This window comes from Paenarthrobacter sp. AMU7, assembly GCF_041200195.1.
In the GTDB taxonomy this organism is placed as follows: domain Bacteria; phylum Actinomycetota; class Actinomycetes; order Actinomycetales; family Micrococcaceae; genus Arthrobacter.
The window spans coordinates 413050-429555 of record NZ_CP165735.1 but is presented as its reverse complement, the minus strand read 5'-3'; the positions used below and the strand labels follow the sequence as shown (position 1 = coordinate 429555).

Here is a 16506-nt window from a genome sequence, read left to right as displayed (position 1 = left end):
GAATCCAGAAATCTTTAAAGGCCCCGGAAAGACAGGGCAAAGAAGGCAGCCGGCGCGCCGAAAGACAGAGCCGCCCGGGCTAGCCCTGGCTGCAGGCCATGGGGCTGGGTCCGAGTGCCTAGCTGAACGTATTGGTGAAGTTCTTGGTGATGACACCCTGCGCGGCAAACCGGTAATCCAACGTTCCAGACACGGCGGCAGCTGGCAGGGCAACTCCCACGGTGAATGCGAGGTCGGTACCATCCACGGAGTCGGTGCTGCACCGGATCTGGCGTTCTTCCCCAGAGACACCGACGCAGGTCCACCCTGCGGGAGCGACAGTTCTTCCAGCCAGGAACGTTGCCCCATCCGGCAGGGTGAAGTCCACTTGGCCGGCAGTCGGGCTGCCTTGTCCCTGAAGCGAGAAGTCCACTTTGAGGGTCCGTTCCGTCGGGTTCGCCCCTTGCGTAGCCGCGAACTTGGCGTCAACCGTTTGGGTAGCGGGTGCCGCAGGAGGCACACCGCCGGGTGCCGGCGTCGACGTCACCGTACCGGAGTCCACTACAACAGCCTTCCGCTGCGGGGCCGGGGCTGGTGGAATCACGACGGCGGGTGGTTCCGGCAGCAGTGCCACCGGACTGTCGGGAGAGGGATTTGCCCGTGGAGCCTCGACGGCCGGAGGTTCCACCACTTCGGGCAAGGACGCGGCCGGGAGTGGGGTCGCCGTGGCCAACGAAGTCTCCTGGGCTGGCGGGAGGTTGGAGACGGCCTCGGACGCAGTGGACTGCGACGCCGGGCTGGGCTGAAGGAACCACATGAGGGTCCCTGCCAATGCCATGACGCCCACTATCACGGCGGCCGTCAACTTCCACACGTTGCTGAGGCCACGGATACCCTGGGCAGCGACATTTCCGGGTGCAGCGGTACTCCCGGCGACACCGTTGGCCGCACCCGTAGACGTGCCACCGAAGCCGATCGCCCCCGCTGCCGCCGGAGTGAAGGCGATCCCTGTCAGCAGGGGGAAGAGGATGGAGCGCATGCCGCCCTGGATGTCATTGAGTTCAATCAGCAAGGCCGTACATTTCGCGCAGCCTTCCAGATGTGCGCCTACCTTCTCGGCGGAAGTGCGCTTCAACGCATTGCGGGCGTACTTACCCAGCTGGCTGGCATATTCGTCACAGGCCTGATCCACTGTCCGGCTGATGTGCTGCTGAAGATAAGCCTGGCGCAGACCTTCCCTGGCCCTGAGCGCCAACGCCGAGACACCATTGGGGGTCAGGCCCACGAAGGGAGCGGCTGCTGCAGGCTTCAGACCCTCGATATCAAGGTGCCACAGAACAGCCTGCCAGCGCTCCGGCAGGGACTTGAAAGCCTTGGCCATCATGCTCGACTCAAGTTCGCTGACTACTTGATCGTTGTCCAGGACCGGAGCATCGAGGATGGCGTCATTCTCCGCCGTGGGCATCCGGCGGGCTTTGCGGTTTCGATCGTGTGCGGTACGCCTCACCACGGTGAGGAGGTAGGACCGGAAAAACTCCTTGGGTCCCTTGCCCTCCGTCAGCAGCTGAAAAATCGTGGCGAAAGACTCGGCCACCACGTCATCCGCGTCGCTCGGGTTGTCCGTTTGGGACCGGGCAACGAACTGTGCCACTTTCATGTGCCGCTGATAGAGAACGTCGAAGGCCTCCGTGGCGCCTTCACGCACCAAAGCAATGATCTGCGGATCGCTGGCAGAGGCCGTCACCGAAAGTGGTGACGCCCCATCGGCGCCGACCGCAACTACTTGATCCATAAACAATAGTGTGACACCAGAAACCGTGTGACTTGAACCGGGCGTCGCGGGCCTGTAGAGAACTCCAACTTTCGCGTCACGATCCCAACCTTGGCCGCACTAATAAACATGACCCTCCTGAACCCTGGCGCGAATCGAGGAACCATGGACGTCCGCCGCCCCCGCCCCTTCCTAAAACTGATGCGTGCTGTCCATAAGGACGGAACGCATCAACCGAGCGCCATTGTCCGTGGATTGCCGCCGCACAGATCAGGTCCACTCACCCGCAAGAAGAATGCGGGCCGCGCCACCTTGGTCTACGGAGCGGACCGGCCGGTGGCCATTCCAGGAGATACCGTCATCTTTACGGCATGGATCATCAACCGCTCCGCAAGCCATTTGCGGGACGTGACGCTGGTACCCCGGTCCTTCACCAACGAGGGCATGGAGGTGCTGCGCTATACCTCGGAACCGGTTGAGCGCGACCTCCGGATCCGGCTGCTGGCCCCTGGGGAGTCCGTGATGCGGAGTTTTACCTATTTAGTGACCGACGCCGATCATATCCACGGGGGCAGCCTGGTCAGCGCCATGCAGGTCCATGCCAGCTGCCGCGGCCAAGTCGTTTTCGATGAAAATGACGCAATCGTCTCCCTCAGCGGCGCACGGAAAGACTGGCCCTTCCCTGCGGACAGGGCAGGCCTGCCACTGAAGAGAAGGAAGAACTCAGAGCAGCCAGTGCCCGCTTAGGCCTTATTCGTTGCCCGGTTCGCCCACGGGCTTCTCGGCGGGCCAGTCAACATCCTGCTCATAGCCTTCGTGCTTTTTCAGGTACGCGGCGATATACGGGCAATGCGGGATGATGCGCTTGCCGGACGCCACAACATCGTCCAGAGCAAAGTGCGCCAGGACTTTAGCCAGGCCCTGGCCGTTGAACCCGGGCTTGGTTTCCGTATGGATGAAATCAATGTGACCGGGCCGATCAAGGAACTGGGAAATCACGGCCAAATCGCCGTCTACGTACAGCTCATAGCGGTGGAATTTGTCGTTGCGCACCGTAGTGACGCCAGGGCGGAACGCCTCTGCCAGTGAATCCGTGTACTCGGTCATGGTTCGAGATTGGCACTTAAACCCGGCTCCCGCAACGTGGGGACCTGATAGCCGCGCCGCTCATGGATCCCAAGGTCGGGCGATAGCGGCAGCACCGGCGTCGGAACCCTGCCCAGCAACAGGACTGAAAGGGCAAAGCACGCCGCTCCCCCACCCAACAAGGCAAGCGTCAGGCCGTTTAATGCGGCGTCCGCAAGCGGGATCAAAACGACGACGGCGGCCGTCACCACAGCGGTACGCGAGGGACCCCGCGCGTGGCTTGCCGCCGTCGGACGGTCCTCCAACCAGCCACAAAGCCACACCACCGGCACCAGCAAGGCGACCACGGCAAGGAAAACAGGGATCCGGGCCCACCACCATTCGGGCGTGCCACCTGCGGGCTTGGGCACGTCGGTGAGCAACAACAACCCTGACATGCCCACCAGCAGCGGAAGATGCCACAGATAAACCGTCATGGACCTGCGGCCGGCTACGGCAATGACTGCCTGGATCCAGCGGACTCCCGCGAGCCATTCAATTCCGTTGCGGAGGATCTGAAGCGTTGCGGCCTGCGAGATGCCCAACAGCAGCAAGCACAGGTTGGGCGGGTTGATATTGACCACCATGTTGCCCGGATAAACAGCCACTCCTGTGACCAGCCCCAGCATCAGGTTGCTGGAGACAATGACACTCATTAACCAGGTACGGCTGCGCTGTTCCAAGAATCCATCCGCTATGAGGAAACCCAACTGCTGGACCGCACACCACACAAAGATCAGGTTGGTGAACGCGAGCACGGGAAGCGCTCCTCGAAGGGAGTCAACCGTGATGATCAGCGCCACCAACATGGCGAGGGTCAGCAGTGGTGCGCGTTCGTGGAACCTGGCCAGGAGTGGAACGCTGAGCTGCGCCGTGAGATAGGCGGCCAGGAACCACAGCGGCATGGCGGCGCCGGTGGCCATGAGCTGGATGACCTGCGGGTGGACACCCAGCAGCAGCGCGACCCACAGCCCTCCCCACATGACGGCGAGCAATGCCATGGCGGGGCGGACCAGTCGGAGGAGCCGGAGTTGGGCGAAGTCGAGTCCGGTACCGCCGCGGGCTCTCAGGCGCCGCCACGACTGCAAGCCCGTCACACCACCCAGCACGAAGAACAGTGGAACGATCATGAGGGCCCAGGCCACAGGTGTGAACCAGCTTTGCTCCATGAGTACGTTCTCCGTGGTGACCGTCCCGTCCTTCTGCAGAACAGGGTTGGCCATCATGCAATGCGCAGCAACCACCAGGAGCAGGCAGGTGAACCGGACAAGGTCGATCGCCGGATCCCTCTGCGCCACCGCGTCCCGGCCTGCGCGGTGGTTCGCTTCCGATTCCCGCTCCATGGCTCTCCCTTGGAACCCACGCACCTGCGTGTTGACTCCATTGTCCGCCCGTCGAAGGGGCGGAGCCAGCAGGCTGGATATGGCTGGGTATCGGCGGGTCATCCACCACTGGTTTTTGGGGTCTGGACGGGACGGCGAAACAACGGCAGGATCGAAGCCATGACTACGTCCATATTCGTGAACCTCCCCGTCAGCGACCTCGAGGCGTCCAAGGCCTTCTATACGGCCCTTGGCTACTCCATCAATCCAAACTTCACCGATGAAACCGCCGCTTGCGTGGTCTTCAGCGACACCATTTTCGCCATGCTCCTGACCCACGCCAAGTTTGCCGAGTTCACCAAGCAGCCCATCGCGGACACCCAAAACTCGACGGCGGCAATAGTCGCCATTTCGGCCGACAGCCGTGAAGAGGTGGACGCCTTGGCCACCAAGGCCCTTGACGCCGGAGGTTCCGAAACCTACGACCCCATGGACATGGGATTCATGTACAGCCGGGCGTTCCGTGACTTGGATGGGCACCACTGGGAAGTGGTCTGGATGGACGAAGCCGCAGCCCAGGACGGACCGCCGGAGTCCTAGCCGGGAGCTTGGGTCCTAGCCAAGAGTCAGCGCCAGGACACCAAGCACGACGGCGAGCAGCGGCGTGGTTCCTTGGAGGGTCGCTGCGCGGAGGTACTTCTTGCCGCTTGCGGCGAGGACCAAAGCTGCCAGAAGCATGGAACCGCAACTGCTGAAGACGAGGGTCCAGCCCACCTGCGGGGCGCCCATGGCCACTGCGACGATTCCGATCAAGGCTCCGATAGCCAGGAAGAGATTGTAGAAGCCCTGGTTGTAGGCGAGCGGTTTGGTGGTTTCCGCGTCAGCCTGGGAGGTGATGCTGAACGTTTTCCAGGTCTTGGGCTTGGTCCAGGTAATGGACTCCATGGTGAAGATGTAAACGTGGAGCAGGGCAGCTATCGACGCAAAAATCAGGGAGGCCAGGATCATGGTTTGATCCTAGCCTCCCTGTCATGCCGGTATCGGGTGCCGCGCTGCCCGTCAGGCGCTGAGCAACTCCAGTGTGGCACCGGCGAAGGTCGCCGCAGAGACGTTCCACTTGGACAGCAGGCCTTGCAGATTCTCGCCATCGGCCCTGTGCGCTGCGGTTTCAGATTCCAGCGTGGACAGGATTCCGGTGCGCAGTTCAGTGTTGAAGTTCACCTTGCCAACCCGCAACGAAGGGGCTTTGCGAGCTCATCGGCGGGGATGCCGGAAGCACCGTGGAGCACCAGCGGAACGTCGGTCCGTGCTGCGACGTCCTGCAGCACGTCCCAGCGGATGGTGGGCTCGCCCTTGTACTTGCCGTGCACGTTGCCCACTGCAACGGCCAGGAGCTGCGCCCCTGTTCGTTCAACGAAGTCAGCCACCTGCGCCGGGTCAGTGAGCCCCGCAACTGACGTTGCGGCGTCGTGCGCTGAATCGTCAGTACCGAACGCCCTGTCCTCGTCGCCGGCAAGGCCGCCGAGTTCTGCTTCGATCACGACGTCGGCAGCACCTAGCGCGTCCAGCGCGGCTCGGACTTCGCAGACCAGGGCGATGTTGTCCTCGTAGGGCAAGGACGAACCATCGGCGAGCACCGCGTCAGCACCGGCAGCCACGGAATCACGAATGACCTGTAGATCCGACGCGTGGTCAAGCTGGACAGAGACGGGAACACTCGCGGAGTCAGCCAGGCCACGCAGGGCCGTGATGAGCCTCAGGCCGTTGGCAGTGGACGCAGTCTTCGGAGCGACCAGCAGGATCACGCCAAGACGGGCATCCTCAGCGGCCGCAACCACGGCAAGGGCTGTAGTGAAGTCGTAGCAGGTGAATGCCGGAACTGCGGAGCCATCGGCCAGCGCAGAGGTGACCAGGTCATCGAGTGTGGTGCGCATCAGTGGGCCAGGCCCCCTACCAGGATCCAGGCGACGTACGTCAGCGCGAAGCCGGCCAGGCCAAGGATCGTGGTGAGGACGGTCCAGGTCTTGAGGCCGTCGGACACGGTGAGGCCGTAGTAACGGACCACGGTCCAGAAGCCTGCGTCGGTGACGTGTGAGAGGCCGAGCGAGCCAAATCCGATGGCGATCACGATCACGGCGATCTGCGCAGGGGTGTAGCCGCCTTCCATCACGGCGGAGGTCAGCAGGCCGGTGGTGGTCACGATGGCGACGGTTGCAGAACCCTGCGCGGCGCGGAGGGCGAGCGAGATGATGAAGCCGAGCACGATGACCGGCAGGCCAAGGCTGTCCAGGGTATGCGACAGGGCTGCGCCGATGCCGGATGTGCGGAGCACTTCACCGAACACGCCGCCGGCTGCGACCACCATGAGGATGGAAGCAATGGGAGGGAGTGCGCCTTCGAAGATCTCGCCGGTTTCCTTGAGGGACCAATGACGGCGGACAGCGAGCAGGAAGAAGGACAGCGCAACGGCGACGAGCAGGGCGAAGAACGGGTTGCCAATGAACGCGGCCACGCCGTACCAGTAGTTGTCCTTGGGGATGGTCAGCGTGCCAACCGTGCCAAGGAGGATCTGGACGATCGGAGCGGCGATCAGGAACATGATCAGGCCGGGACGCGGAGGAGCGATGGCGCGGGCACCCGGACCGTCGTGGCCGACGTGGACCAGGGATTCAGAACCGAACTCGTCCACCTGCTGCTTGACGCCCGGGAGCAGCTCGTACTCCTTGCGGTTCATGATGCTCGCAACCCAGTAGGACAGGAAACCGAGTGGAACACAGATGATCAGGGAGATGAGGGTAATCAGCCCAATGTCGGCGCCGAAGACACCGGCGCCGGCGACGATGCCCGGGTGCGGCGGTACGGCGACGTGGATGGACAGCATGATGCCCGCCATGGGCAGGCCGAACTTGATGGGGTGGACGTTCGCGATTTTGGCGAAGGCATAGACGATCGGGACCAGGACGATCACGCCCACCTCGAAGAACACGGGGATCGCCACAAGGAAACCCACGGCGGTCAGTGCGATAGCGACGCGTTTCGCGCCAAGCTTCTCAGTGAAGTGGGTAGCCAGGGACTGCACGCCCCCGGAAACCTCGATCATGCGGCCGAGGATGGCGCCGAGGGCAATCAACAAGGCGACCTTGCCCATGGTGCTGCCAACGCCCGTGGTTACAACGGTGAAGATGTCCTTGAGCGGAATCTGGGCGGCAACACCCACCACGATGCTGACTGCCAGCAGCGCAACGAAAGCCTGGATCTTGAAGCGGATGATCAGCACCAGCAGCAAAGCGATTCCGGCTGCGGCGATGGTCAGCAGAAGGGGTGTTCCCAGTTCCACTGCGGGTTTGATGGCGGGGGCGTCGGCCGCCTGAACCATCAACGAGTTAACGAGGGGATTCATGGGGGGTGTCTCCTTTGACATACCAGTCTAGGCAAGACCGGCGGGAGGTGACGGCGACGGCGAAGGGGGGATCGCCGTCGTCGCGGGTTCTTATGGGGGTGGTTAGGCGGTGCGCTTTGCGGGCGCGACAACCTTGATGACGGCGGAGTCGTCGGCAGCGGCGAGGCCTTGGGCCTGGCCGAGAAGGTAAAGCTGTTCAGCTGCGGCGGCAACGGGTGCTGCGAGGCCGGCGGCGCGCGTCGCTTTACCCACGATGCCCATGTCCTTGACGAAGATATCGAGGCGGCTGAGGACTTCGGCGCCGTCCTCGGAGTAGGCCTCAAGGATGCGCGGACCACGGTTGGACAGCATGAAGGAACCGGCCGCTCCGGCTTCGAGGGCGGCGAGGGTCTTCGCCTGGTCCAGGCCGAGGGCGTCGGCAAGGGCCATGGCTTCGGCAGCGGCGGCGATGTGCACGCCGCAGAGCAGCTGGTTGACGGTCTTGAGGGCTTGGCCGTCGCCGGGCTTGTCGCCCACGATGCTCAGGGTGGAGGCCAGCAGCTCGAGTGCGGGGCGCGCCTTTTCAAGGGCCTCCGGCTCGGCACCGACGACGATCAGCAGGTCGCCTTCACCGGCACGCTTCGGACCGCCGGACAGCGGAGCGTCCACCAGTGCGACGCCGTACTCAGCGAGTTTGGCGACCGTGGCGGGGATGGCTTCGGTGCCAACGGTGCTGCCGAGGATCACGACGGCGCCCGGCTTCAATACCGAGGCGACGCCATTCTCACCGAACAGGACATCGTTGAGCTGCTCGCCGTTGCGCACGGCCAGGAGCAACGCGTCCGCGTCCTGGGAAGCCTCGCGGGCTGAGGCGAAGGTCTTGATGCCGGCTTCTGCGGCGAGTTCAAGGCGCGGCTCGGCAATGTCGAAGCCGTGAACCGTGAGCTCGGATGCGAGGCGGGTAGCCATGGGCAGGCCCATGGCCCCGAGGCCCAGGACGGTGATGGTGTAGTTGCTGCTGGTCATGGTGTTCTCCATTGAATTTCGGGATTCTAGAATGTGTTGCTGAGCTTGCGGGTGACCTGGGTCAGGGACTGGTCGTCTCCGACGTTGCCGGCAAACACGACGTACGGGATGCCCTTTGCGGGCCCGTCTACCGGCTCCCACAGCGAGACGATGCCTGGCAGCATGGGCCCGCGGACGATCGCGTGGCGGATTTCCAGACCATGCGCTGCCACATCGGAGGAGGTGATACCGCCCTTGGCGATGACGAAGCGCGGCGGGAAGGTCTTCAGAGTCCGGTTCACCACAGCGACGACGGCGGCAGAGACGGTGCGGGCGATCTTCAGGCTCGCGGCGGCGTCGTCGGTCTTGATGAGCAGGCGGCTGGTGTGGACGATGACGTCACCGGAGTGGAGAGCGTCCACGACGTCGGACACCACGGTTCCGATGTAGGCGTCGGCCTCTGCTTCACCCGCGGTTTCGGTACCGGCGATGAGTTTCTCGACGTCGATCTCAATAGTCTTGGCCGAGCTGTGCTCGGCTGTGAGGTCGTTGAGCTGGCGGGTGGTGACACCAACGTGGGAGCCGACCACGATCAAGCCGCCGGCTGCAGAGGGAGTATTGCCCGCGAACGCCTCTTCGGAGGTCAGTGCGGTACGGATTTCCTGGCCGATCCGGCCGCGGACAAACGGCGGGCCCACGCGGTAAAGGAGTCTCTTGCCGCGCCGTTCGGCTTCTTCGAGGCCCAGGGCAAGGGCGCGGAAGTCGTTCTCGGTGACGATATCGGCCACGATCGGAGTGGAGTTGGTGGCGGACTCCAGAGCGTCGGCGATGGCCTTGGCGGAGATGGTGGGGTCCTGGGCAGACGCGCCGGCGCGGATGATGTTCAGGTCAAGGACGATCACGTCGCTGGCAGGGAAGCGGCCCTGCGACTTCTCCTCCACATACTTGGCCATGTCAGAGTTCTTGAAGCCGAAGCTCGCATCCTTGGCGAATTCCGTCTCGGCCACAGGGGTAAGTGTGCCGAGGTTTTCTCCCGTGCCGCGCATGAAGTGGACACCGCCGATAGTGACGCGGCCGGCGTCGGGGAACGCCGGAACGATCACGACGCCGTCGGTGGGTTCGCCGGTTTCCGCGGCGACGGTAGCGGCGATGACGTCCGGCTCCAGGGGGTAGTGACCACGGAGGGTGGAGTCGCTGCGGCTGACGAAGCCGAGGCGCAGCCGAGGACCACCACCGTTGCCCGACGCCGCAGCGAGGGCGTTGCGGACAATCTCCTCGTTGCGGGCAGCGGCTTCGGCGGGGTCCAGGCTGCGGGTGTTGGTGAGGACGTAAACGGCGGCCTGGGTCTGGTTCTCACGGATGTGGGTGAAGGCCCAGGTGAAGTCCTCAACCTCCCAGCGGGTGAGCACGGCGAGATCCGCAACGGACTGCGTGCCTGTGGGGTCGTCGTCGAGGACAACCAAAACGCGCGGGGTGGTGGCGGCGGACGCGGCAACGGCGTCGGCTACCAGCTGAGCGGGAATCCGGACTTCCGGCGGGAAAGCGGCCAGAACGTCTGCTTCAAGGGTCACTGTGCACTCCATCGTGGGAAATCTGTGTAGCGGTTTAGTGAATGTAAGATGTCAGACATCTAACATTTGAATTAGTGTGACACACGGCTCCTCACCGCGCAAGATGCTCCACGTCACTAGGCTGGGGTCATGGCTGACAGCGTGGTTCCGCTCCCGCACGTGAACGTCCTCACCCCTGCCATTCCCGCAGGTCAGCCGTTGCCCGCAGTGCTGATCCACGGCTGGGCATCCGGCTCGGTGTACTGGGAGCCTCTCGCCAGGAAGCTGCTCGACGCCGGCCGCGAAGTCTGGATTCTCGACCTCCCCGGCTACCATTCGGGAGATTTCCTGCCGTCGGATTTCGAATGGAACCTGGACTCGGCAGCGGCTTCGGTGGGGGCAATGCTTGAAGCACGGGCCCAAGGTCCCGTGCACATCGTGGGGCATTCGATGGGTGGCAGTGTTTCACTGACGCTGGCGGCGGCCCGCCCCGAGCTGGTGGCTTCACTAACCCTGGTGGGCATGGCGCCGGTGCCGCAAAATCAGGGGTTCAAGGATGTGCTCAGGTCACAGCTGGACCAAGGTTTCTTCGATTCCGGAACCATCGCGAAGCTCATGAACGCCTGGTACGGGGTGTTGCCGGCAGCAGACATGGTGCGGCTCAGCACCGGATTCAATGTCCCCTTCCCCGTTCTGTCCGCCAGCGCCTTGGCGGCCATGACCGGCGTCGAACCTTCAGTACCCGGGCGCGTCCACGCGCCGTTGCTGGTGCTCGCCGGAACTGAAGACCGGGTTCGGCCCATAGGGCACCTGCGCGCGTTCGTGGCCGAAAGCCCCCAGCGTCGACTGAAGGCCATTCCCGGCGCGGGCCACAGTGTCCACTGGGAGAAGCCGCAGGAATGTGCCGAGGCGCTGCATGAATTTTGGGAAACAAGCTGGCCACCGCCAGCGTAAGATGTCTGACAACCATCCCACCCCGGGAAGACGCGGGACCAAGGGTGGTCGGAGTACAGGAAATGGGGATACATGGCACGCAAGTCGCTGGTCGGCGTCGTCGCTGATGAGTTGCTGGACCGCATCATCGCGGGTGAATTTCCGCCCGGAACGGTGGTCCCCGGTGAGCTTGAGCTCAGCGCCAAGCACGAGGTGAGCCGCATGACCGTGCGTGAGGCCATGAAGACCCTCGAAGCGCAACGGATTCTCAGCGTAGAGCGCGGCCGCGGCACGTTCGTCAACCCCCTGAATCAGTGGGCATCGCTGGAAGCCGTGCTGCGGGCGGCATCTGAGGGCACCAAGGACGCGGCCGCCGCGATCCAGCTCATTGAGCTCCGCCGCATGCTGGAAACCGGCGCCTGCGAACTCGCCGCCGAACGTATCTCCGACGAGGAACTCACGGCACTCAGCGAACACGTCGACAAGATGCAGGCCGCCCACGAAGTCAACGATCTGGCGGCCTTCGTGGAAGCCGACCTCGCCTTCCACGACGTGATTCTTCACGCCTCCGGCAACGTGTTTGTGGCTGTGCTCTTTGAGCCGCTGCACCGGGTCCTCGAAGCGCGCCGCACCGAAACATCGGCTTTCCCGGAGATTCAGGAACACGCTATTGGCCACCATCGGAAGATTGCCTCGGCGCTGGAATCCCGCAACCCCAACGAGGCCCGACTCGCGATGGACGCGCACATGCAGCAGACGCTGGACGACCTGAAGACGTACGTGCTGGAGGCGTAACTGGCACAGGCGCCTTAATTGTTGGACTCGGATAATTTAATTCCTGCACGGGCCGGGTCTAGCGAAATCACTGATTTCTAGGGAATAATCCGGCCATGCTCTTAATTGTTGGAAACCTCTCTGGAACATTCTCCCCGTGAACCCACTCAATTTTCCCGAGTTCCCCTTTAGCTCTCCACTGGCGAAAGCCATCATCGACCTTGAACGGGTTCGCGCAGATTTAGGTGAAGGAACCACCGCTCCCGAGGTCTTCACACAGTTGCGAACCAGCTCCAAGAAGCAACGGCTTTCGTCGACTCCGCCGTCGGCCGGGGGACGATACTGACGCACGGGTTTGTCCGGGAGCTGCACCGCATCTCCGTGGCCGGTTTGGAACGTGAAGGGGACCACACACCTGGTGCCTACAGGCTCGCCGATGTCACCATCAGCGGCTCATCGCACCGACCACCCTCGCCAGGGAGCGTGCACGGAGACATGACGGCACTCCTCGACTTCATCAATGCGGACGTAGATCAAAACTACGAGCTCCTCAAGATTGCGCTCGCCCACCATCGGTTCGCCTGGATTCATCCTTTCGGCAATGGCAATGGTCGCGTCGGGAGACTCATGACTACGCCGCCATGCGGCGGCAAGGGTTCTCCGACACCGCCGGATACTGGGCGCTGAACCCAACGGCCGTATTTGGGGAGAACCGCGCCCTCTACTACGAACGACTCGAAGACGCCGATTCCCTCGAACCCGAGTCCCTGATTCGCTGGTCGACGTATGTCCTCGAAGGACTACTGACAGACCTCAGTAGGTTGGCGAAACTCGGTGACAAGGACTTCGTTACGGAAGGCCTGTTGGTTCCCGCAATCGCAAGAGGCCTCGCCTCGTCGCGCTTCATGGCGGACGAAGCCCTGGCTTTGACCATCATCGCGCGGAAAGTTGACGTGAAGGCCGCAGACCTTAGTTCAGCATTCACAGGTTCAGCTGCGACACGAAGTCAAGACATTCGAAAGCTCCTGGACCGCGGTGTCATTGAACCGATCGCCAAGGGGAAGAGATCCTACCGGCTTCGGCTGGCCCCGAGTGAACTAACGCCACTTCTGGTTCGGGAATTGGATCAATTGGGATTCCTGCCCCGCATTCTGCGCGATTCAGAATAGTCTCCGCCTCCTGCCTAGCGGCGCAAGCTCTCGCTTGGTAATTCGCCGAAGGCCTTCACATAGAGCGCAGAGAAGCGCCCTTGGTGAGTGAAACCACACAACTCCGCCACCGCCGTGACACTCTGCTCCCGCGGGCTCGCTTCCAGCAGCATCTCCCGGGCCCGGTCCAGCCGGATACTGCGCAGCAACTCCGACGGCGTCGCGCCCGTTTCTGCCCTGAGCGCGGTCTGTAGGGTCCGGACCGAAACTCCCAGGCACTCGGCGATGTCAGGGACAGTGAGTTCTTCGGCCGCGTGACGCTCCAACAACTCGCGGCATTCGCGGACCAGCCGGCCCTCCGAGGCCGCGTCCCGGGCCTCCACGCCTGGCGGCTCCATCGCCATCAGCAAGCGCGAGATCATGCTGTCCGCCAACAACCCCTGAACAAAGGCGGGAGCCGCGGACTGCGGCTGGCTGATCATGTCGTCATGAAGTTCGACGACGGCCCTCAAGAACGCGCGCCCGGCGCCACCTGAAAGGTCCATGCCATAGCCCAGCCCACCAAGTGCCGCGCCGTTGAGATGCCACGCCACCCGCTCCAGCGCTGCCCGCCGCACGTACACAATGAGGTGCGGGCTGCCGCTGTCCCAGCTCATGGAGAAGGGCCTGTCGAGCGGGGGAACGGTGGCCATCGCCGGACTCGATTCCACAGTGCTCGCGCCCACCTTCATGGATGCGTGCCCCGCCAACGGGATCTGCACTAAATGGAAGTCCTGGAGACCCTCCGGCTCAATCCGAACGTCCGCGCCGTAGTCCAGGAACTCGATTCCCACATCGCCACGGTGGAGGGAACGCAACTTCATGTCCACCGAGGACTGGCGCGTCCGCGGCGACAGCTCGTGACTGCAAAAAAGCTCAGCAATTTTGGCGTGCGCTTGGTCCACGTCGGTGGTGGCCAAGGTGGGCCGCCCCCGCAGAACGTCACGAGGAAGAATCCTCACCATCCGCCACCTACTTCACCGTTTTCCACTACACAGGGTCTTTTCGCTTTTCGGATGATCCCCGCGCCGAGCGGATATTCCGGAGTGCAGCTACTGCCTAGAGTCGCTTTCAGGACAAGTATGACGCAGCTCACAGAACCACAACAGTGACGGAAGCGAGGTGAGCACAAGTGAAGAACATCAAGGCTGTTCATGACCGCCGGGACGAATGGGACCGGAGTCACTTCGAACTCTGGACGGCAGAGCTTCGGGCCGGGGAACCCCGCCTCATTTCCGCGGCTTGGGTCGGCTGGCATGAAGAAGAGGAAGACCCTGCGTAATTCGGATAATCCTCGCGCCACGTGGATATTCCGGACGACGGCGGCTGCCTAGAGTCGCTTACAGGACAAATATGACGCACGTCATATTTGCGTAACATCATCATCGCGGGAAAGGGTTCGGCACATGTCAGCACTCAAGGGCAGGACAGCGATCGTCACCGGTGGAGCCACCAAGGTGGGCCAGGGCGTGGTCATGGCTTTGCGGGACGCCGGGGCCACAGTGGTGGTGGCCGATATAGCTCCCGACGGCGACACGCTCACCAAAGCACTCGGGGAAGGGGTCCACTTTTCCCACTCGGACATCACCGACGACGCCGCAGTCAGCGAACTCGTTGAGGAAACCGTGGCCCTCTACGGCGGGCTCGACATCTTGGTGAACCTTGCCTGTACCTACAAGGACGACGGCGCGGCTTCCGGTCGTGCCGACTGGCTCGAGGCGCTCAACGTCAACCTCGTGAGCGCCGTCGTGGCAAGCAACGCGGCCCGCCCGTACCTCAAGGCTTCGGGGCGCGGCGCCATCATCAACTTCACCTCCATTTCCAGCTCCGTTGCCCAGACAGGCCGATGGTTGTACCCCGCCAGCAAGGCTGCTTTGGTGCAGGTGACCCGCAGCATGGCAGTGGACTTCGCATCGGATGGGATCCGGGTCAACTCGGTCAGCCCGGGCTGGGTGTGGAGCAACATCATGGACTCCCTCAGCAACGGGAACCTGGAGAAGACGGACTCCGTGGCGGCACCGTTCCACGCACTCAAGCGCGTCGGCCGCCCGCACGAGGTGGGTGACGTCGTCGCGTTCCTCGCCAGCGACCAAGCCAGCTTCGTGACCGGCGCCGATTGGGCCGTCGACGGCGGCTACTCCGCTTTGGGCCCGGAGCGGGCCGAAGAAACCATTCCCTTGCTCGCCGCCAACTGACACGGCCTCACAGCAACTCGACAGACAAGGACAAACACCATGACGCAACGCCACATCACCATCGTCGGAGCAGGACAGTCCGGGCTGCAGCTCGGCATCGGGCTTTTGGACGCGGGCTTCCACGTGACCACCATTTCCAACCGCACCCCGCAGGAAATCCAGGAAGGCAAAGTGGCCTCAAGCCAGTGCATCTTCCATAACGCGCTGGAGCACGAACGCGCATTAGGGCTGGACTTCTGGCCCGACGCCCCCACGGTGGACGGCATCTCCTTCACCATCCCCCACCCTGAACTGCCAGGTCAGAAGGCCATCAGCTGGGCATCCCGCCTGGATAACCACGCCAAGTCCATCGATCAGCGGGTGAAATTTCCGCGGTTCATGGAGGAGTTTGTTGCGCGCGGTGGTGAGCTGATCTTTGACGACGCCGGGATGGACCAGCTGGAGAAATACACGCAGAACTCGGACTTGGTGATCGTGGCGGCCGGTAAAGGCGAGATCGCTCAACTCTTCACCCGCGACGCCGAACGCAGCACCTACGACGCCCCGCAGCGCGCCCTTGCCTTGACCTACGTGAAGGGCCTGAAGCCCCGCGAAGAGTACTCGGCGGTCTCGTTCAACCTCATCCCCGGAGTTGGCGAGTACTTCGTCTTCCCAGCCCTCACCACCACCGGCCCCTGCGAAATCATGGTCTTCGAAGGAGTGCCGGGCGGGCCTATGGACACCTGGAAGGGCCTCACACCGGAGGACCATCTGGAGAACTCCAAGAACATCCTGCGCACCTTCCTGCCGTGGGAAGCAGAGCGGGCCACGGACGTCGAGCTGACCGATCCCAACGGCGTCCTCCAAGGCCGGTTCGCGCCCACCGTCCGCCACCCCATCGCCACGTTGCCCAGCGGCAGGCAGGTACTGGGGCTGGCCGACGTCGTGGTCTTGAACGATCCCATCACCGGCCAGGGGTCCAACAACGCAAGCAAGTGCGCGGCGTCGTATCTGGCCAGCATTATTGAACACGAGGCGCAGCCGTTTGACGCTCCGTTCATGCAGGCCACCTTCGAGCGCTATTGGGATTACGCCCAGCACGTTGCACACTGGACAAATGCCCTCCTGGCCCCACCGCCGCCCCACGTCCTTGAACTCCTGGGCGCCGCGAACAACGAGCCGGCCATTGCCCACCGCTTCGCCAACGGCTTCAACCACCCTCCGGAATTCCAGGACTGGTTCATGTACCCGGACAAAGCTGCCGACTACCTGGCCGGCCTCTCCGCCGCCAAGGTTTAATAGCACAC

18 protein-coding genes and 1 pseudogene are annotated in these 16506 nt (G+C 63.2%); 10 read left to right on the top strand and 9 right to left on the bottom strand.

Going from position 1 to position 16506, the window contains the following annotated elements; genetic code table 11:
- Positions 1-118 precede the first annotated feature (118 nt).
- The gene (locus ABQM86_RS02100; RefSeq protein ID WP_369745819.1) at positions 119-1771 is read right to left on the bottom strand and encodes a sigma-70 family RNA polymerase sigma factor; all 1653 of its coding nucleotides are present in this window, start codon (positions 1769-1771) and stop codon (positions 119-121) included.
- Between the two features lie 108 nt (positions 1772-1879).
- On the opposite strand from ABQM86_RS02100, the gene ABQM86_RS02095 reads away from it, so the two are divergent.
- Positions 1880-2497, top strand: coding sequence for a hypothetical protein (locus ABQM86_RS02095; protein ID WP_369745818.1), 618 nt, complete (start codon positions 1880-1882; stop codon positions 2495-2497).
- Between the two features lie 3 nt (positions 2498-2500).
- Here ABQM86_RS02095 and ABQM86_RS02090 read toward each other — a convergent pair whose 3' ends face one another.
- A complete protein-coding gene (locus tag ABQM86_RS02090; RefSeq protein ID WP_369745817.1) occupies positions 2501-2857 on the bottom strand; it encodes a GNAT family N-acetyltransferase in 357 nt (118 codons plus the stop codon).
- Positions 2854-4218 carry an acyltransferase gene (locus ABQM86_RS02085; RefSeq protein ID WP_369745816.1) on the bottom strand — a complete coding sequence of 455 codons (1365 nt, stop codon included), beginning with the start codon at positions 4216-4218 and terminating at the stop codon, positions 2854-2856. The genes ABQM86_RS02090 and ABQM86_RS02085 overlap by 4 nt, the downstream gene beginning before the upstream one ends.
- A gap of 159 nt (positions 4219-4377) precedes the next feature.
- On the opposite strand from ABQM86_RS02085, the gene ABQM86_RS02080 reads away from it, so the two are divergent.
- Complete coding sequence (locus tag ABQM86_RS02080) at positions 4378-4797, top strand: VOC family protein (protein ID WP_207595872.1); 420 nt, start codon at positions 4378-4380, stop codon at positions 4795-4797.
- Positions 4798-4812: 15 nt separating this feature from the next.
- On the opposite strand, the gene ABQM86_RS02075 is transcribed toward ABQM86_RS02080, so the two are convergent.
- The 5 genes and pseudogenes from ABQM86_RS02075 to ABQM86_RS02055 form a co-directional block, all read right to left on the bottom strand.
- Positions 4813-5205: a DUF1304 domain-containing protein gene (locus ABQM86_RS02075; RefSeq protein WP_207595871.1), complete on the bottom strand. Its 393-nt coding sequence runs from the start codon at positions 5203-5205 to the stop codon at positions 4813-4815.
- 51 nt (positions 5206-5256) lie between these two features.
- Positions 5257-6131 (bottom strand): annotated as a pseudogene (locus ABQM86_RS02070) (class II fructose-bisphosphate aldolase).
- Positions 6131-7597 (bottom strand): GntP family transporter, encoded by a 1467-nt coding sequence (locus ABQM86_RS02065; RefSeq protein ID WP_280625941.1) that lies wholly within the window; start codon positions 7595-7597, stop codon positions 6131-6133. The pseudogene ABQM86_RS02070 and the gene ABQM86_RS02065 overlap by 1 nt, the downstream one beginning before the upstream one ends.
- A 102-nt stretch (positions 7598-7699) precedes the next feature.
- Entirely contained in the window at positions 7700-8602 is a 903-nt protein-coding gene (locus ABQM86_RS02060; RefSeq protein WP_207595868.1) for an NAD(P)-dependent oxidoreductase, read from the bottom strand.
- Between the two features lie 26 nt (positions 8603-8628).
- Positions 8629-10152 carry a four-carbon acid sugar kinase family protein gene (locus ABQM86_RS02055; protein WP_369745815.1) on the bottom strand — a complete coding sequence of 508 codons (1524 nt, stop codon included), beginning with the start codon at positions 10150-10152 and terminating at the stop codon, positions 8629-8631.
- A gap of 129 nt (positions 10153-10281) precedes the next feature.
- Here ABQM86_RS02055 and ABQM86_RS02050 point away from each other — a divergent pair, with 129 nt between their 5' ends.
- The 5 genes from ABQM86_RS02050 (at position 10282) to ABQM86_RS02030 (ending at position 13007) form a co-directional block, all read left to right on the top strand.
- Positions 10282-11085 (top strand): alpha/beta fold hydrolase, encoded by an 804-nt coding sequence (locus ABQM86_RS02050; RefSeq protein WP_369745814.1) that lies wholly within the window; start codon positions 10282-10284, stop codon positions 11083-11085.
- 72 nt (positions 11086-11157) lie between these two features.
- Positions 11158-11859, top strand: a complete 702-nt coding sequence (locus ABQM86_RS02045) for a FadR/GntR family transcriptional regulator (RefSeq protein ID WP_207595865.1) — start codon at positions 11158-11160, stop codon at positions 11857-11859.
- 136 nt (positions 11860-11995) lie between these two features.
- Positions 11996-12184 (top strand): hypothetical protein, encoded by a 189-nt coding sequence (locus ABQM86_RS02040; protein ID WP_369745813.1) that lies wholly within the window; start codon positions 11996-11998, stop codon positions 12182-12184.
- A 35-nt stretch (positions 12185-12219) separates the two neighbouring features.
- On the top strand, positions 12220-12525 hold the full coding sequence (locus ABQM86_RS02035; RefSeq protein ID WP_369745812.1) for a Fic family protein: 306 nt from the start codon (positions 12220-12222) through the stop codon (positions 12523-12525).
- Positions 12480-13007, top strand: a complete 528-nt coding sequence (locus ABQM86_RS02030; protein ID WP_369745811.1) for a hypothetical protein — start codon at positions 12480-12482, stop codon at positions 13005-13007. Before ABQM86_RS02035 ends, ABQM86_RS02030 begins: the two co-directional genes overlap by 46 nt.
- 14 nt (positions 13008-13021) lie before the next feature.
- On the opposite strand, the gene ABQM86_RS02025 is transcribed toward ABQM86_RS02030, so the two are convergent.
- Positions 13022-13945: an AraC family transcriptional regulator gene (locus ABQM86_RS02025; protein WP_369745810.1), complete on the bottom strand. Its 924-nt coding sequence runs from the start codon at positions 13943-13945 to the stop codon at positions 13022-13024.
- Positions 13946-14157: 212 nt separating this feature from the next.
- Between ABQM86_RS02025 and ABQM86_RS02020 the strand changes: the two genes are divergently transcribed.
- The 3 genes from ABQM86_RS02020 (at position 14158) to ABQM86_RS02010 (ending at position 16498) form a co-directional block, all read left to right on the top strand.
- The gene (locus tag ABQM86_RS02020; RefSeq protein WP_207595862.1) at positions 14158-14307 is read left to right on the top strand and encodes a hypothetical protein; all 150 of its coding nucleotides are present in this window, start codon (positions 14158-14160) and stop codon (positions 14305-14307) included.
- 124 nt (positions 14308-14431) lie between these two features.
- Positions 14432-15220, top strand: a complete 789-nt coding sequence (locus ABQM86_RS02015; RefSeq protein WP_369745809.1) for an SDR family oxidoreductase — start codon at positions 14432-14434, stop codon at positions 15218-15220.
- Between the two features lie 39 nt (positions 15221-15259).
- Positions 15260-16498 (top strand): styrene monooxygenase/indole monooxygenase family protein, encoded by a 1239-nt coding sequence (locus tag ABQM86_RS02010; protein WP_369745808.1) that lies wholly within the window; start codon positions 15260-15262, stop codon positions 16496-16498.
- Positions 16499-16506 lie beyond the last annotated feature (8 nt).

What these genes read in the sequence shown, in the direction of transcription:
- ABQM86_RS02100 (WP_369745819.1), bottom strand. Translation starts at nt 1,771, where the DNA reads ATGGATCAAGTAGTTGCGGTCGGCGCCGATGGGGCGTCACCACTTTCG.
- ABQM86_RS02095 (WP_369745818.1), top strand. Translation starts at nt 1,880, where the DNA reads ATGACCCTCCTGAACCCTGGCGCGAATCGAGGAACCATGGACGTCCGC.
- ABQM86_RS02090 (WP_369745817.1), bottom strand. Translation starts at nt 2,857, where the DNA reads ATGACCGAGTACACGGATTCACTGGCAGAGGCGTTCCGCCCTGGCGTC.
- ABQM86_RS02085 (WP_369745816.1), bottom strand. Translation starts at nt 4,218, where the DNA reads ATGGAGCGGGAATCGGAAGCGAACCACCGCGCAGGCCGGGACGCGGTG.
- ABQM86_RS02080 (WP_207595872.1), top strand. Translation starts at nt 4,378, where the DNA reads ATGACTACGTCCATATTCGTGAACCTCCCCGTCAGCGACCTCGAGGCG.
- ABQM86_RS02075 (WP_207595871.1), bottom strand. Translation starts at nt 5,205, where the DNA reads ATGATCCTGGCCTCCCTGATTTTTGCGTCGATAGCTGCCCTGCTCCAC.
- ABQM86_RS02065 (WP_280625941.1), bottom strand. Translation starts at nt 7,597, where the DNA reads ATGAATCCCCTCGTTAACTCGTTGATGGTTCAGGCGGCCGACGCCCCC.
- ABQM86_RS02060 (WP_207595868.1), bottom strand. Translation starts at nt 8,602, where the DNA reads ATGACCAGCAGCAACTACACCATCACCGTCCTGGGCCTCGGGGCCATG.
- ABQM86_RS02050 (WP_369745814.1), top strand. Translation starts at nt 10,282, where the DNA reads ATGGCTGACAGCGTGGTTCCGCTCCCGCACGTGAACGTCCTCACCCCT.
- ABQM86_RS02045 (WP_207595865.1), top strand. Translation starts at nt 11,158, where the DNA reads ATGGCACGCAAGTCGCTGGTCGGCGTCGTCGCTGATGAGTTGCTGGAC.
- ABQM86_RS02030 (WP_369745811.1), top strand. Translation starts at nt 12,480, where the DNA reads ATGCGGCGGCAAGGGTTCTCCGACACCGCCGGATACTGGGCGCTGAAC.
- ABQM86_RS02015 (WP_369745809.1), top strand. Translation starts at nt 14,432, where the DNA reads ATGTCAGCACTCAAGGGCAGGACAGCGATCGTCACCGGTGGAGCCACC.
- ABQM86_RS02010 (WP_369745808.1), top strand. Translation starts at nt 15,260, where the DNA reads ATGACGCAACGCCACATCACCATCGTCGGAGCAGGACAGTCCGGGCTG.